A 13,319-nucleotide genomic window follows, 5' to 3' on the forward strand; every position below is an offset into this window, starting at 1 on the left:
CCCCTCGATGCGCCACCACATCTCGGCACCATTCCCCGAATTTGCCCCCACCCCAAGGAGACCCCATGATTCCCATCGCCCTCGTCGGCCACGCGCATGACTGCCCCATCCATGGCCCCGGCACCATCGTCAGCGGCGCGTCCACCGCAGCCATCAACGGCCGCCCCATTGCCCGGGTTGGCGATCGCATCAGTTGCGGGGCGGTCATCGTCAGTGGTTCGGCGGTAGCCAACATTGAAGGTCAGCCGGTGGCACGACAGGGAGATTCCACCAGCCATGGCGGCACGCTGATCGAGGGCGATGGCAACTGGTTGTCGGCCTAGCCTGGCCTTAAAACCGATGCCGCATGCCCGCCGTGTACTGCGTTTCATGCCAAGACGGGTCCGACCAGGCGCCGCGCATGTAGCCAAGCACGGCGTACAGGTTGGTGCGCTTGGACAGGTCATGCACATACCCCACCGAGTAGATCTGCTGCGTGTGCGTGGCGCCATCGCGGGCCAGTGCGCCACCGCCCGGCAAGCTGCCTTGCCAGGATGCCATGACGGTGCTGGCGCCCGTGCGCCAGGTGGCGCCCGCCATCACGCCATGCACGGTGCTGCCGGGAAAGTACACGCGCTGCCCTGGCGATTGCACAGCGGGAATCGTCGAGCCATTGCGCATGATGGACCCGGCCGCGTACAGCGTGAAGGCGCCCAGGGTGGCGCGGCCCGCCAGCGTGTACGCAATCGGTTGGCGCGTGCCGCCGGCCTGCGCCATGGCGGCGGACTGCACCGTGCCGTCGGCCCAGCGCGCGCCTTCGACCGTGGCCGTGACCGCGTAGCTGGGCTGTTCATAGACCAGCGCCGCGCTGTAGAGCTTGTTGGTCGACGAGGTCTTGAAGCCGCCGCCGCCGTCGTAGTCCAGGCTGATGTCCGCGCCTGCGCGCCAACCGCCCACCGACGGGCTCCACAGTGCCACGGTGTTGTCGGCGCGGTTGGCGTTGTAGGGCAGCAGCGCCGTCTGCGCGCCCATGATCAGGTAGGACGCCAGAAAGGCGTCATAGTCCGCCAACGTTGCCGACGACACCGAGGTCTGGCGGCCCAGCCGAAGATCGCCCCAATCCCCCGACACGCCCACCCAGGCTGCGCGCCCGAACAGGCGGCCGCCTTGGGCCGACTTGCCGTTGTTGGCCACGACGCCGCTTTCCAGTTGAAGGTTGGCGCGCATGCCATTGCCCAGGGGCTCGCTGCCGCGCAAGCCCCAGCGCGAGCCCGACTGCACGCCCGACTGCATGTTCAAGGCCGTGCCGCGGTCCTGCGTCGAAAAGCCCGCCAGGCTCAGGTCGATCACGCCATATAGGGTGACGGGGCTTTGCTGTGCGTCAGCCACGCAAGGCGCCAACAAGGTCGCGGCGCCGACGGCCACATCACGTATACGCATCGCCGCGTTCACAGGTACTTGAGCCAGGCGATATCGCGGCGCGCCGCCTTCAAGCGACCAAACCAACGCACCGGCCAATACAGCGCCACCGCCAGCAGCACCGAAATCAGCCACACGCCGGCCATGCTGTCCACGCCAAAGAACTTGCCCTGGTTCAAGCCCCAGACACCCTCGCCCGCCAGATACAAGGCTTTCAGCACGTACAGATGCAGCAGGTAGAAGAACATTGGCGCCGCGCCAAACACGCACAGCACGCCCACCCATGCCGCCGACTGCGCGCGCTCAATCAGCACCAGCAGGCACAGGCCCAAGCCCAGCGTCAGCAGCAGGAACATCAAGGACGGCGGGTACTTGGTGATGTTCACGAAGCTCATCACGGTATGCAGCAGGTCGGCCTGCACGGCCCATTGCTGGGCTTGGCCATAGCCATTGACCGCCCGCAGCACCACGAAGCCGATCAAGGCCGCGATACCGGCCGTGAACAGCCAGCGCTGCCTTGCCGCCGCCGGCACCTTGGCCTGGAACCACGGGCCCACCGCGTAGCCCAGCGCGATCACGCCGATCCAGGGCAGCAAGGGATACGAGGTGCGCAGGCGCAAGGCCTCGCCCACATTGATCCAGCCCCGGTCATGCAGCACGGCCCACGGCACATGCATGAACTCGCCGACCGCGAAGTGCACGCCGTCCAGCGCGTTGTGGCCCGCCACCAGCACCACGCCCACCGCCACCAAGGCCGCGCGCGGCAACCACAGCAGCGCGGCCAGGGCCAGCATGCTCAGGCCGATCACCCAGATCACTTGCAGGTAGACGACCGACGGCGGGAACTGGAACGTCCAGGCGAAGTTGACTACCAGCACTTCCAGCAGCACCAGGAACAGGCCACGCTTGGCCAGGAACGCGGCCGTGGCGCCCCGGTTGCCGGCCTTGGCGCCGTATAGCCAGGCGGATACGCCCGTCAGCAAGACGAACACCGGCGCGCACAGGTGCGCCAGCAAGCGCGAGAAAAACAAGAACGGGTCGGTGGCCGCCGCGTCCATCGGGTCACTGACCTGATGATGCAGAAAGAAGGTCTCGCGCACATGGTCAAGCAACATGATGACGATGACCAGGCCGCGCAACGCGTCGATGGAACGCAGGCGCGGGGTGGCGGCGGGTGAAGCAAAAGGCTGGGAAGGCATGGATACGGCTGCGGCCGGGCGATCCGGCTATTCGGAAAGGAGAAATGGGCCGTGAGTGTAATGTAATAACATTCTTAATTTCAACTGAAACATGGGGAACCAAGACAGGGACGACGCGCACACACGATCAGCGAACGCGCATTCCGAAGATCCGCAACCCGGATGACCGGCAAGGCGGACAGCCCTGGGCGCGATCCAAGGCGGTATATATTCACCCCGGTAACGCCTCACCATGCACGCCATCCCAGGGAGTCCGCCGAATGACGAGAAGCCGCATCATGGCGTTTTTTCTCAGCTTGCTAGCCGCGCCCGCGGGCGCCTCCGTGATCTACGACAACCACGGCCTCGTCGTCGAAGTCACCACCAGCGGCCGCCAGGACTGGAACACCGGTCAGCGCCAGAACACCCGGGGCACCACCATTTCGTTCCAGGGCAACAAGCTCTGCGGCAAGGACGTAGGCAAACTGCTCTACCCCGACGGCCGCAACATGGCCGCCCACGCCTTCTTCTGCGCCGCCAGCGCGCGTGCGCTGGAGACCGACGCCGTGCTGGCCTACTTCACCAGCTCCAGCGCCGACCCCGCGCTGGCCCACTTGCAAGTGGTCAACGGCGCGTTGCGCGTGAACCGGCTGATGCTGTCCAACCAAGCCGACCGCGACAAACCCAGCGGCACGCGCTTTGAAGACGCGCGGCTACCGGGCTGGACCCGCGTGGAAACCGCCTGGGCCGAAACGGTGATGATCCGCCACGCGCCGCTCAAGGCGCAGAACCTGGGCGCGGGCAAGCTGCTGGACGTGGATGGCGACGTGGCCTATCTGGCGATTCCGCCCGGCCGCGATGTGGTGGTGGTGCAGCCCGCCACGCGCGTCAAGGATGCGCAGGGCGACATGCGGATCGTGCCGGAAGTGGTCAAGTTCGTGGACGCGCCACTGGCGTTTCGCGCGGTGCGCTTGAGCGACGGCCGGGAACTGGCGCGCCTGGATTTCAAGGACACATGCCTGACGTTACCCGCCATTGAATTCAACCGGCCCGATCCGCTGTATCCGTCGTCGGCCAAGCGCGACGTGCTCTTTGACGACGTGCCCGCCTGGCGCGGCGCCACGCTGCAACTGACGCAGACCCCGGGCCGCGCCACCTTGCAGCTCAAGCCCGGCGTGGCACTGCCTACCAAGGCTAACTGCAAGCGAGGCTGAGCCCGCTGCCTGCTCAAATCAGAAACTGGCGATACGCCTCGTTGTCGGTTTCCTCAAAATGCGCGTAGCCCAGTTGCAGCAGGAACGCATCCAAGGCCGCGCTATCCGCCAAGGGCGCCTGGATGCCCACCAGCGCCGAACTGAAGTCCGCGCCCTGGTTGCGGTAGTGGAACAGGCTGATGTTCCAGTTGGGCGCCATCTCCGACAGGAACTTCATCAGCGCGCCGGGGCGTTCCGGAAACTCGAAGCGAAACAGCCGTTCGCCGCCCGCCAACGGTGAACGCCCGCCCACCATGTAGCGGATGTGCTGCTTGGACACCTCGTTGTGCGTCAGGTCGCTGACCGAAAAGCCCTGCTCTTGCAGCGCCGCCATGATGTCGCCGGCATCGCCGCGCCGCGCAATCTGCATGCTGACGAAGATGTGCGCGGTGTGCGCGTCGGCAATGCGGTAGTTGAATTCCGTCACGCTGCGCTGCCCGATCACGCGGCAGAAGCGGCGAAAGCTACCGCGTTCCTCGGGTACGGTCACGGCGAACACCGCTTCGCGCGCCTCGCCCACTTCGGCCCGGTCGGCCACGAAACGCAGGCGGTCGAAATTCATGTTGGCGCCCGACGTGATGGCCACCATCGACAAGCCTTGCGCGTTTTCGCGTTCGACGTACTGCTTAAGACCCGCCACCGCCAGCGCGCCCGCGGGTTCCAGCACGCTGCGCGTATCCAGGAACACGTCCTTGATGGCCGCGCACACAGCGTCGGTGTCGACCAGGATGATCTCGTCCAGATACTCGCGGCACAGGCGGAAGGTTTCCTCGCCCACCAGCTTGACCGCCGTACCGTCCGAAAACAGCCCCACTTCGGCCAGGCTGACCCGTTGGCCGGCCTTGATGGACTGCGCCATCGCGCAGGAATCCACGGTCTGCACGCCAATCACCTTGACCGACGGGTCCACCGCTTTCACATAGGCCGACACGCCGGCCGCCAGGCTGCCGCCGCCGATCGGCACGAACACCGCATGCAGCGGCCCGGCATGCTGGCGCAGGATCTCCATGCCCACGGTGCCCTGGCCCGCAATGACGTAGGGATCGTCAAACGCGGGCACGAAGGTCAGGTCCTGCTGTTGCGCCAGCGTCTGCGCATGCGCATAGGCATCGCTGTAGGAATCGCCCGCCTGCACCACGGTGACGGTCGGACCGCCGTGGGCGCGCACCGCGTCCACCTTCACTTGCGGCGCGGTCTGCGGCACCACGATGATGGCGCGCACGCCCAGGCGGGCAGCGGAAATGGCCACGCCTTGCGCGTGGTTGCCGGCCGACGCGGTGATCACGCCCCGGTCCAGCGCGGCTTGCGGCGTATTGCGCATCTTGTTGTAGGCGCCGCGCACCTTGAAGGAGAACACGGGCTGGTTGTCTTCACGCTTCAGGTAGACGGTGTTGTTCAACCGCGCCGACAAGCCGCGCGCCAGATCCAGTTCGGTTTCACGGGCAATGTCGTAGATCCGGGCGCTAAGGATCTGACGCAGGTACGCCATGGGCGAGGCGTTGCCGTGCTGGAATGCGGTGTCTGTCGTAGCGGTTTGCATGGGGGATTTCTCTGCTTTGGGAAGACTTGCCCGGCAGAGGCGGCCACAAAAAACCCGCCTCGTGGGGCGGGTGGCTGTGACTGTTGCGGTCGCGCGCTAACCCACCATTTTCGGAATGATGGTAATAATCAGCGCAATGCGGACGGCGACGAAATTCATGGCGCAGAGCTTGCGCGCGTCGCGGAAATTTGTCAAATCGCGCGGCCGCCGGGCTGCGGAATTGTTGGCCAATTCGGTTTCTCAAACCCATATCGAAGCCGTATTGCTGCGATATCGAGTCCATAACGCAGGCTTTATCGGTGATTTCCCTGCGCGTCAAGCGTGTCGCGGTATTACAATACCGCCTTCGTGGCAGCCGTACCTTCCAGGATGGCCGGGCAACCGGGCATCAAATAAAGGACGGGCGCTGCCAAGTTGAGTAGATCCGGAGCCTGCCCCGCATCTGCCCATACGAACCCACTCTCGACAACATCTACCGGCGTACGCCGCTTAGCATGTTCGGGTTTGCGCCGAAAGCGCTATGCGCCGAACAGATTCAAGGATCATGTCTCTTACTCCGAAGATTATCTATACCCTCACCGATGAAGCGCCGGCGCTTGCAACCCGTTCGTTGCTGCCCATCGTTCAGGCATTCGCCAAGCCCGCGGGCATCACGGTCGAGACGCGCGACATCTCCCTGGCCGGCCGCATCATCGCCCTCTTCCCCGATTACCTGGAAGACGGCCAGAAGCTGTCCGACGCCCTGGCTGAACTGGGCGCGCTGGCGGTCAAGCCCGAAGCCAACATCATCAAGCTGCCGAACATCAGCGCCTCGATGCCCCAACTGAAGGCGGCCATCAAGGAACTGCAAGAGCAAGGCTACAAGCTGCCCGACTACCCGGACGCCCCCGCCAACGACACCGAGCGCGACGTCAAGTCCCGCTACGACAAGGTCAAGGGCAGCGCCGTGAACCCGGTCCTGCGCGAAGGCAACTCCGACCGCCGCGCGCCGCTGTCGGTGAAGAACTACGCCCGCAAGCACCCGCACAAGATGGGCGCCTGGTCGGCTGATTCGAAGTCGCACGTGGCCCACATGTCCGATGGCGATTTCTACGGCACCGAGAAGTCAGCGCTGATCGCCGACGCCGGCGAGGTCAAGATCGAACTGACCGCCGCTGACGGCACGAAGACGGTCCTGAAGGAAAAGACCCCGGTCAAGGCCGGCGAGATCATCGACGCCGCCGTGCTGTCGACCGCCAAGCTGAAGTCCTTCCTGCAAGCCCAGATCGACGACGCCAAGACCACCGGCGTGCTGTTCTCGGTGCACCTGAAGGCCACGATGATGAAGGTGTCCGACCCGGTCATCTTCGGCCACGTGGTGTCCGTGTTCTACAAGGACGTGCTGGCCAAGCACGCCGCCGTGCTCAAGCAAGCCGGCTTCGACCCCAACAACGGCATTGGCGACCTGTACGCCAAGATCCAATCGTTGCCGGCCGACCAGCAAGCCGCCATCACGGCCGACATCGACGCCGCCTACAAGACCCTGCCGCAACTGGCGATGGTGAATTCCGACAAGGGCATCACCAACCTGCATGTGCCCAGCGACGTTATCGTCGATGCGTCCATGCCCGCCATGATCCGCGACTCGGGCAAGATGTGGAACGCCGAAGGCAATCTGCAAGACACCAAGGCCGTCATTCCGGACCGCAGCTACGCGGGCGTCTACCAGGCCGTCATCGACGACTGCAAGAAGAACGGCGCCTTCAATCCGGTCACGATGGGCAGCGTGCCCAACGTCGGCCTGATGGCGCAAGCCGCCGAAGAATACGGTTCGCACAACAAGACCTTCGTCGTCCCGGCATCGGGCACCGTGCGCGTTACCGACGCGTCGGGCAAGGTCCTGCTGGAACAAGCCGTGGAAGCGGGCGACCTCTGGCGCATGTGCCAGACCAAGGACGCCGCCATCCAGGATTGGGTCAAGCTGGCCGTCAATCGCGCCCGCGCCAGCAAGACGCCCGCCGTCTTCTGGCTGGACGAAAAGCGCGCCCACGACGCCCAGATCATCGCCAAGGTCAAGCAGTACCTGAACGACCACGACACCAGCGGCCTGGACCTGCGCATCATGGATCCGGTTGAAGCGACCAAGTTCTCGGTCAAGCGCATCCGCGAAGGCCTGGACACCATCTCGGTCACCGGCAACGTGCTGCGCGACTACCTGACCGACCTGTTCCCCATCATGGAACTGGGCACCAGTGCCAAGATGCTGTCGATCGTTCCGCTGGTTGCCGGTGGCGGCCTGTTCGAAACGGGCGCGGGCGGCTCGGCCCCCAAGCACGTGCAGCAGTTCCTGGAAGAAGGCTTCCTGCGCTGGGATTCGCTGGGCGAATTCATGGCGCTGGCCGAATCCCTGGACCACCTGGGCCGCACGTACAAGAACCCGACCGCCCAGATCCTGGCCAAGACGCTGGATCAGGCAACCGCCAAGTTCCTGGACGAAAACAAGTCGCCGGACCGCAAGGTCGGTGGCCTGGACAACCGTGGCAGCCACTTCTACCTGGCCATGTACTGGGCCCAGGCCGTGGCCGCGCAAACCGACGACCGCGCCCTGGCCGCGCAGTTCGCCGGCGCGGCGGGCGCGTTTGCTGAAAACGAAGCCAAGATCGTTGAAGAGCTGAAGGCCGCGCAAGGCAAGCCGGTGGATATCGGCGGCTACTACCAGCCGAACGAAGCACTGGCCAGCCAGGCCATGCGCCCCAGCGCCACGCTGAACCAGGTGCTGGCCTCGATCGGCTAAGCGTCAATGCTTGGCGGCGCCAGCCGCCGGCACAAAAAAGCCGGCAGCCTTTGAAGGGCTGCCGGCTTTTTTTTATTGCTGATAGGCGGTGTCGACAGTCGGTGTCGGCAATCGGTGCCGCCTATCCGTGCCGATAATCGAGCACTGCAGCTTAGCGCGTGCCGCCGCACATCCGTTGACGGAAAGCGGTATCAACATCCAGCCGCCATACCGCGCGGGTGGCGCCCGGCAGGCGCGGCGCCACGCCATTGATCGCGGGGTAGCGCCCGGCGTCATCGTCGCGGCCCCAGATCCAGAAGCGCGTACCGTCGGCCGACGCGCAAAGCCGCGCGGTCAAATCTTCGTTTTGAATCAATACCCGTTTACCGGCGGCGGGGTCGAACTTGGCCGCGTCGTACAGTTCCTTGCGCCAGTTGTCGCGCGTGGGAACCTCGGGGTCGTTCCAGTTGTCGACGATCCAGGCGGGCGCGGACGCCTGCGTGTAGAACCCCAGATCGAAGGGCAAGGCATGCAGCGCGACCTGCGTGTCTTGCGGCCGCATGTCGCCACGCAGGTCCGTCATGGTCGGGCCGGCGCTGCCGCGCGGGTTGAATGACGCTGCGATGATTGCGCCCAGGCAGATGACGGCCGCCAGCACGATGGCAATGCTTGCGCCCCGCCGCTTGCCCGCGGCCCAGGCGGGCGCGATACGCTCACTGATCAGGAACGCCAGCGGCGGAAACACCGGCAGCACATAACCGATCAGCTTCGATTGCGGGATGGAAAAGAACACCATCACCACCGCGATCCAGATCGCCATCAACCGGCGCAGCCCCTGCGGATCGGCATCGCGCCAGAACGCGCGAGTAAAAATCGCTGCGCCCCAGATTGACCACGGCAAGGCCAACCCCACCACGATCGGCACATAGAACCAGAACGGCTGCGCGTTGTTGAAGCCGCTTTGCGCGAAACGTTCAAAGTGCTGATAGACGAAGAAGTAATGGTAGAAGCCGGGAAACTTCATCTGCATCAACGCAAACCAGGGCACGGCGACCACAGCGAACGCCAGCAAGGCCGGCAACCAAAGCAAAGCCCGCATGCCACGCCAATCGCGCCGCAGCAGCAGCCAGGCCAGCACAATGGCGCCGGGCAAGGCCAAACCGATCAACCCCTTTGCCAACACGGCCAGCGCGGCCAATACACCGGTTGCGATCGACATGGCGCGATGCGGCCTGCCCTGCTCGCGGCGCAGCGCGGTGTCAGCGGCGGCCAGGATGCACAGCGTGATCATGCTGGCCACCAGCATGTCCATGTTGGCGAATTGCGCGGCGCCAAAGAACAAAGGCGTCAGGCCCAGCACCACAACCGCCCAACGCGCCTGCGCCGCATCGCGATAGCGCGCCACAAACGCATACAGCCCCGCCCCCGCGCTCCACGCGCCCAGCAACGAAGGCAGGCGCGCGCTGAATTCGTGCACGCCAAAGAGCGCGTAGCTGATCTGCGCCAGCCAGTAATACAGCGGCGGCTTGTGAAAGTACGGCATGCCGTCCAGCAGCGGCACCATGGGCGAATGGCTGCGCAGCATTTCCCAAGCCACCCCGGCGTAGCGGCCTTCGTCGGGCAGGGTCAGCCAGCGCGCCCAGGCCAGGGCCGCCAGCCACACGGCCAGGCACAGCAATACCAGCCAGCCGGGGAAGGCCCGGCGCGCAAAAAAAGGAAACCGAAGGGGCATGGAATGTCAGGCGGAGAGGAATTAAAACAACGTTGTGCCCGCCATTATGGAAACCGGCGCGTCAATTTCTCATGAAATTACGCGCCGGCCTGGCCCTCTTTTGCCCTATTTCCGCAGCGGCCTTAAAGCATGTGCGCCAGGAATTCCCGGGTGCGCGCCTGCTGCGGCGCACGGAAGAAGTCCGCCGACGGCGCTTCCTCGACGATGCGGCCTTCGTCCATGAAGATGACGCGATGCGCCACTTCGCGCGCGAAGCCCATTTCGTGCGTGACGACCAGCATGGTCATGCGTTCGTCGGCCAACTGCTTCATGGTGCGCAGCACTTCGCCCGTCAGCTCGGGGTCCAGCGCGGAGGTGGGCTCGTCGAACAGCATGATGTCGGGCTCCATCGCCAACGCGCGGGCAATCGCCACGCGCTGCTTCTGGCCGCCCGACAGGCGCGTGGGATAGTTGTCGCGCTTGTTCAGCAGGCCAACCTTGCGCAGCAGTTCTTCCGCCTTGGGGATGATCTGCGCCTTGGACATGCCCTTGACGGTGATCGGCGCTTCAATGATGTTCTGCAGCACCGTCATGTGCGGGAACAGGTTGAACGACTGAAACACCATGCCCATCTTGCGGCAAATGCGGCGCACGTCGCCATCGCTGGCGTAGTGGCTGCGGCCGTCGTCACCGGCGCGCGCCATCATTTCACCTTCGACTTCGATACTGCCTTCATCGATGGTTTCAAGGTGGTTCAGGCAACGCAGGAACGTGCTCTTGCCCGAGCCGGACGGGCCAATCACCGCCACCACTTCGCCCTGTTCGAGCGTCAGCGACACCTTGTCCAGCACGCGGTTCGCGCCGAACGACTTGCTGATGGCGCTGGCCTGGATCATGACGGGACGGCCCGCCGGCGCGGCGGCGGCTGCCGGCGGATTATTGGTCATATTTGGCATAGCGCTTTTCCATGTGCTGGAAGAACCACGTCAGGACAAGCGTCATGAGCAGATAAAAGGCCGCGGCCACCAGGAACGGCGTGGTGGTGAAATCACGCTGCACGATGCCGCGCGCGGTGCGCAGGATGTCGTTCAGCGCCAGCACGTAGATCAGAGACGTGTCCTTGACCAGCGTGATGGTTTCGTTGCTCATCGGCGGCAGCACCCGTTGCACCATCTGCGGCAGGACGATGCGGCGCAGCGTTTGCAGATAGGTCATGCCCAGCACCTTGCTGCCTTCGTACTGGCCACGGTCCACCGACTGGATGCCCGCGCGGAAGATCTCGGCGAAATACGCCGCGTAGTTCAGCGCGAAGGCCACCACGGCCGCCGGAAAGTCCGGCAGCCGCACGCCCACCACCGGCACGAACGGCAGCGCGAAGTAGATGAACAGCATCTGCAGCATGAGCGGCGTGCCGCGCATAAGCCAGATATAGCCGTTGACCAGGTTGCTGAGCAGCGGCCACTTGGAAATGCGCGCCAGCGCCAGCACCAGGCCCAGGGGCACTGCCAGGGCCAGCGTGATGAAGAACAGCGTCAAGGTCACTTTCGCGCCTTCCGCCATCGGCCCCAACAGAGAGAGTACGTAGTCCATTGAAGAAAGTTCGCGCGCCGCTTACTTGATGATGTTGGCGCCGAACCACTGGGTGGCGATGCGCCCGGCGGTACCGTCCTGCTTCATCGAATCCAGCGTCTTGTCCAACTGGCCCAGCAATTCGGTGTCGTCCTTGCGCACGCCCACGCCGTAGTCTTCGGTGCCGAAGTTCTCTTCCAGCACGCGGTATTCGCCCGCGCGCTTGCTGATCAGGTAGCGGCCCACCACTTCGTCCACCACAATCGCGTCCAGGCGGCCGGCGGCCAGGTCCATCAGCGCGGTGACGTTGTCGCCGAACTTCTTCACTTCCTTGATCTGGGCGGCCACGGGGTCACGGGCGATGGCGTCGGTGGCGCTGCTGCCGTCCTGGGCGCCGACGGTCTTGCCGGCCAGGTCGTTCTTGACCTTCACGGGCGAGGCGGTGCCCACGATGATGATCTGGTGGTTGGCCATGTAGGGCGCGGTGAAGCTGATGTTCTTCTTGCGCTCTTCAGTGATGGTCAGGCCGTTCCAGAGGACGTCGACGCGCTTGCCGTTGAGTTCGGCTTCCTTGGCGCTCCAGTCGATAGGCTTGAATTCCACTTCCATGCCCAGGCGCTTGCTGGCTTCCTTGGCCATGTCGATGTCGAAACCGACGATCTGGTTGCTGGCGTCGCGAAAGCCCATGGGCGGGAAGTTGTCATCCAGGCCCACCACCACCTTCCTGGCGGCGGCCGGCTCCTGGGCGCCAGCGGTCGGCTTGGCGTCGTCGCTGGGGCCGCAGGCGGTCAGCAACGTGGTCGCGGACACGAGGAAAACAGCAGTCAGTTTTTTCATGGTGATGGGTGCGCGAGGCAGAAGAATGGAATGCAGGAAAACAATGCAAAAAGGGCTGGATAGCCAGCCGCGAGCCGCCATTTTAGCGTTACTGCAAGACCGTGCTGGAAAGCGACCTGGCCCTGGCTGCGCGCCATGCTAGGCTTGCCTGCTTCATCCGGGAAGCAAACATGGAATTCAACATCAAGGACGGCGTGAAAGCCCACACCAAGCCGGCGCAGGCACGCACCGCCATGGCCGAGGGTGGGAAATGAGCCCCGCCATTCGTATCGGCCCGCTGGTATTTCCCACTGAATTGGCGATTTTGATTGCCGCCGCCCTGGTCGGCGTGTTGGCGGCGCGCCTGTTGAACCGCCAGCGCGAAGACGCGGCCCGCCTGAGCACGGTGTTGTGGCGGGCGCTGGTCATCGGCTTGCTGGCCGCGCGCGTCGCCTTTGTCTGGCAATACCGCGACCACTACCTGCCCGACCCGATCAAGATGCTGGACCTGCGCGACGGCGGCTGGATCGGGCTGGCCGGGCTGGCCGCTGCCTGGGTCTATGCGATTGCCGTCGTGATCCGGCACCGCGCCCCGCGCGTGGCCTTGCTGGGCGCCTTGGCACTGGCCAGCGCCGCGTGGCTGGGCGGCGGACGCTGGCTGGCGTCCACGCCGCAGCCGCAGCCCGAACTGGCTGCCTTGGCGGTACAGAACGTGGACGGCGCGCCCGCCGCGCTATCCCTCTTTCAGGGCAAGCCCACCGTCATCAACCTGTGGGCAAGCTGGTGCCCGCCGTGCCGCCGCGAAATGCCGGCGTTTGCCGCCGTGCAGGCCGCCAATCCGGACGTCAACTTCGTCTTCCTGAACCAGGCGGAAGCGCCAGGCGACGTGACGAAATTCCTGGACGAGCACGCGCCCGGCTTGCGGAACGTACTGATCGACCCGGCCGGCGAGGCGTCGCGCAAATTCAGCAATCGCGGCCTGCCCGCCACCTTGTTCCTGGACGCCCAGGGCCGCTTGGTGGACCTGCGCGTGGGCGAATTGTCCACCGCGTCGTTGGCGCAACGGTTGGAATCGATCCGCGCGGCGCAGTGACGCGGCTGG

General features: G+C 64.8%; 13 protein-coding genes. 5 read left to right on the forward strand and 8 right to left on the reverse strand.

Going from position 1 to position 13,319, the window contains the following annotated elements; all coding sequences use genetic code 11:
- Positions 1-65 precede the first annotated feature (65 nt).
- The gene (locus ACE04A_RS17930; protein ID WP_279997075.1) at positions 66-323 is read left to right on the forward strand and encodes a PAAR domain-containing protein; all 258 of its coding nucleotides are present in this window, start codon (positions 66-68) and stop codon (positions 321-323) included.
- 7 nt (positions 324-330) lie between these two features.
- On the opposite strand, the gene ACE04A_RS17935 is transcribed toward ACE04A_RS17930, so the two are convergent.
- Both ACE04A_RS17935 and ACE04A_RS17940 read right to left on the reverse strand, forming a co-directional pair.
- On the reverse strand, positions 331-1,419 hold the full coding sequence (locus ACE04A_RS17935) for a porin (RefSeq protein ID WP_485820365.1): 1,089 nt from the start codon (positions 1,417-1,419) through the stop codon (positions 331-333).
- Between the two features lie 8 nt (positions 1,420-1,427).
- The gene (locus ACE04A_RS17940) at positions 1,428-2,597 is read right to left on the reverse strand and encodes an acetyltransferase domain-containing protein (protein ID WP_448718940.1); all 1,170 of its coding nucleotides are present in this window, start codon (positions 2,595-2,597) and stop codon (positions 1,428-1,430) included.
- Positions 2,598-2,857: 260 nt separating this feature from the next.
- On the opposite strand from ACE04A_RS17940, the gene ACE04A_RS17945 reads away from it, so the two are divergent.
- Positions 2,858-3,790, forward strand: a complete 933-nt coding sequence (locus ACE04A_RS17945) for a hypothetical protein (RefSeq protein WP_448718941.1) — start codon at positions 2,858-2,860, stop codon at positions 3,788-3,790.
- 13 nt (positions 3,791-3,803) lie between these two features.
- Here ACE04A_RS17945 and ilvA read toward each other — a convergent pair whose 3' ends face one another.
- Complete coding sequence (ilvA, locus tag ACE04A_RS17950) at positions 3,804-5,369, reverse strand: threonine ammonia-lyase, biosynthetic (RefSeq protein ID WP_259247301.1); 1,566 nt, start codon at positions 5,367-5,369, stop codon at positions 3,804-3,806.
- 96 nt (positions 5,370-5,465) lie between these two features.
- Positions 5,466-5,600, reverse strand: a complete 135-nt coding sequence (locus tag ACE04A_RS17955; protein ID WP_279997071.1) for a hypothetical protein — start codon at positions 5,598-5,600, stop codon at positions 5,466-5,468.
- Positions 5,601-5,913: 313 nt separating this feature from the next.
- On the opposite strand from ACE04A_RS17955, the gene ACE04A_RS17960 reads away from it, so the two are divergent.
- Positions 5,914-8,142 (forward strand): NADP-dependent isocitrate dehydrogenase, encoded by a 2,229-nt coding sequence (locus ACE04A_RS17960; RefSeq protein WP_448718944.1) that lies wholly within the window; start codon positions 5,914-5,916, stop codon positions 8,140-8,142.
- Positions 8,143-8,293: 151 nt separating this feature from the next.
- Here ACE04A_RS17960 and ACE04A_RS17965 read toward each other — a convergent pair whose 3' ends face one another.
- The 4 genes from ACE04A_RS17965 to ACE04A_RS17980 all read right to left on the reverse strand — a co-directional run bounded on the left by ACE04A_RS17965 (position 8,294) and on the right by ACE04A_RS17980 (position 12,238).
- A complete protein-coding gene (locus tag ACE04A_RS17965) occupies positions 8,294-9,853 on the reverse strand; it encodes an ArnT family glycosyltransferase (protein WP_448718946.1) in 1,560 nt (519 codons plus the stop codon).
- Positions 9,854-9,975: 122 nt separating this feature from the next.
- On the reverse strand, positions 9,976-10,728 hold the full coding sequence (locus ACE04A_RS17970) for an amino acid ABC transporter ATP-binding protein (protein ID WP_279997111.1): 753 nt from the start codon (positions 10,726-10,728) through the stop codon (positions 9,976-9,978).
- Positions 10,729-10,768: 40 nt separating this feature from the next.
- Entirely contained in the window at positions 10,769-11,422 is a 654-nt protein-coding gene (locus ACE04A_RS17975) for an amino acid ABC transporter permease (RefSeq protein ID WP_006219374.1), read from the reverse strand.
- Positions 11,423-11,443: 21 nt separating this feature from the next.
- Positions 11,444-12,238, reverse strand: coding sequence for an amino acid ABC transporter substrate-binding protein (locus tag ACE04A_RS17980; RefSeq protein WP_448718947.1), 795 nt, complete (start codon positions 12,236-12,238; stop codon positions 11,444-11,446).
- Between the two features lie 101 nt (positions 12,239-12,339).
- On the opposite strand from ACE04A_RS17980, the gene ACE04A_RS17985 reads away from it, so the two are divergent.
- On the forward strand, positions 12,340-12,492 hold the full coding sequence (locus ACE04A_RS17985) for a hypothetical protein (RefSeq protein ID WP_448718948.1): 153 nt from the start codon (positions 12,340-12,342) through the stop codon (positions 12,490-12,492).
- Entirely contained in the window at positions 12,489-13,310 is an 822-nt protein-coding gene (locus tag ACE04A_RS17990; RefSeq protein ID WP_448718949.1) for a redoxin family protein, read from the forward strand. Before ACE04A_RS17985 ends, ACE04A_RS17990 begins: the two co-directional genes overlap by 4 nt.
- Positions 13,311-13,319: the final 9 nt, after the last annotated feature.

Source organism: Achromobacter colocynthidis (genome assembly GCF_057334535.1).

Coding starts and splice junctions, on each gene's coding strand:
- ACE04A_RS17930 (WP_279997075.1), top strand. CDS start 66: ATGATTCCCATCGCCCTCGTCGGCCACGCGCATGACTGCCCCATCCAT.
- ACE04A_RS17935 (WP_485820365.1), bottom strand. CDS start 1,419: ATGCGTATACGTGATGTGGCCGTCGGCGCCGCGACCTTGTTGGCGCCT.
- ACE04A_RS17940 (WP_448718940.1), bottom strand. CDS start 2,597: ATGCCTTCCCAGCCTTTTGCTTCACCCGCCGCCACCCCGCGCCTGCGT.
- ACE04A_RS17945 (WP_448718941.1), top strand. CDS start 2,858: ATGACGAGAAGCCGCATCATGGCGTTTTTTCTCAGCTTGCTAGCCGCG.
- ilvA (WP_259247301.1), bottom strand. CDS start 5,369: ATGCAAACCGCTACGACAGACACCGCATTCCAGCACGGCAACGCCTCG.
- ACE04A_RS17960 (WP_448718944.1), top strand. CDS start 5,914: ATGTCTCTTACTCCGAAGATTATCTATACCCTCACCGATGAAGCGCCG.
- ACE04A_RS17965 (WP_448718946.1), bottom strand. CDS start 9,853: ATGCCCCTTCGGTTTCCTTTTTTTGCGCGCCGGGCCTTCCCCGGCTGG.
- ACE04A_RS17970 (WP_279997111.1), bottom strand. CDS start 10,728: ATGATCCAGGCCAGCGCCATCAGCAAGTCGTTCGGCGCGAACCGCGTG.
- ACE04A_RS17975 (WP_006219374.1), bottom strand. CDS start 11,422: ATGGACTACGTACTCTCTCTGTTGGGGCCGATGGCGGAAGGCGCGAAA.
- ACE04A_RS17980 (WP_448718947.1), bottom strand. CDS start 12,238: ATGAAAAAACTGACTGCTGTTTTCCTCGTGTCCGCGACCACGTTGCTG.
- ACE04A_RS17990 (WP_448718949.1), top strand. CDS start 12,489: ATGAGCCCCGCCATTCGTATCGGCCCGCTGGTATTTCCCACTGAATTG.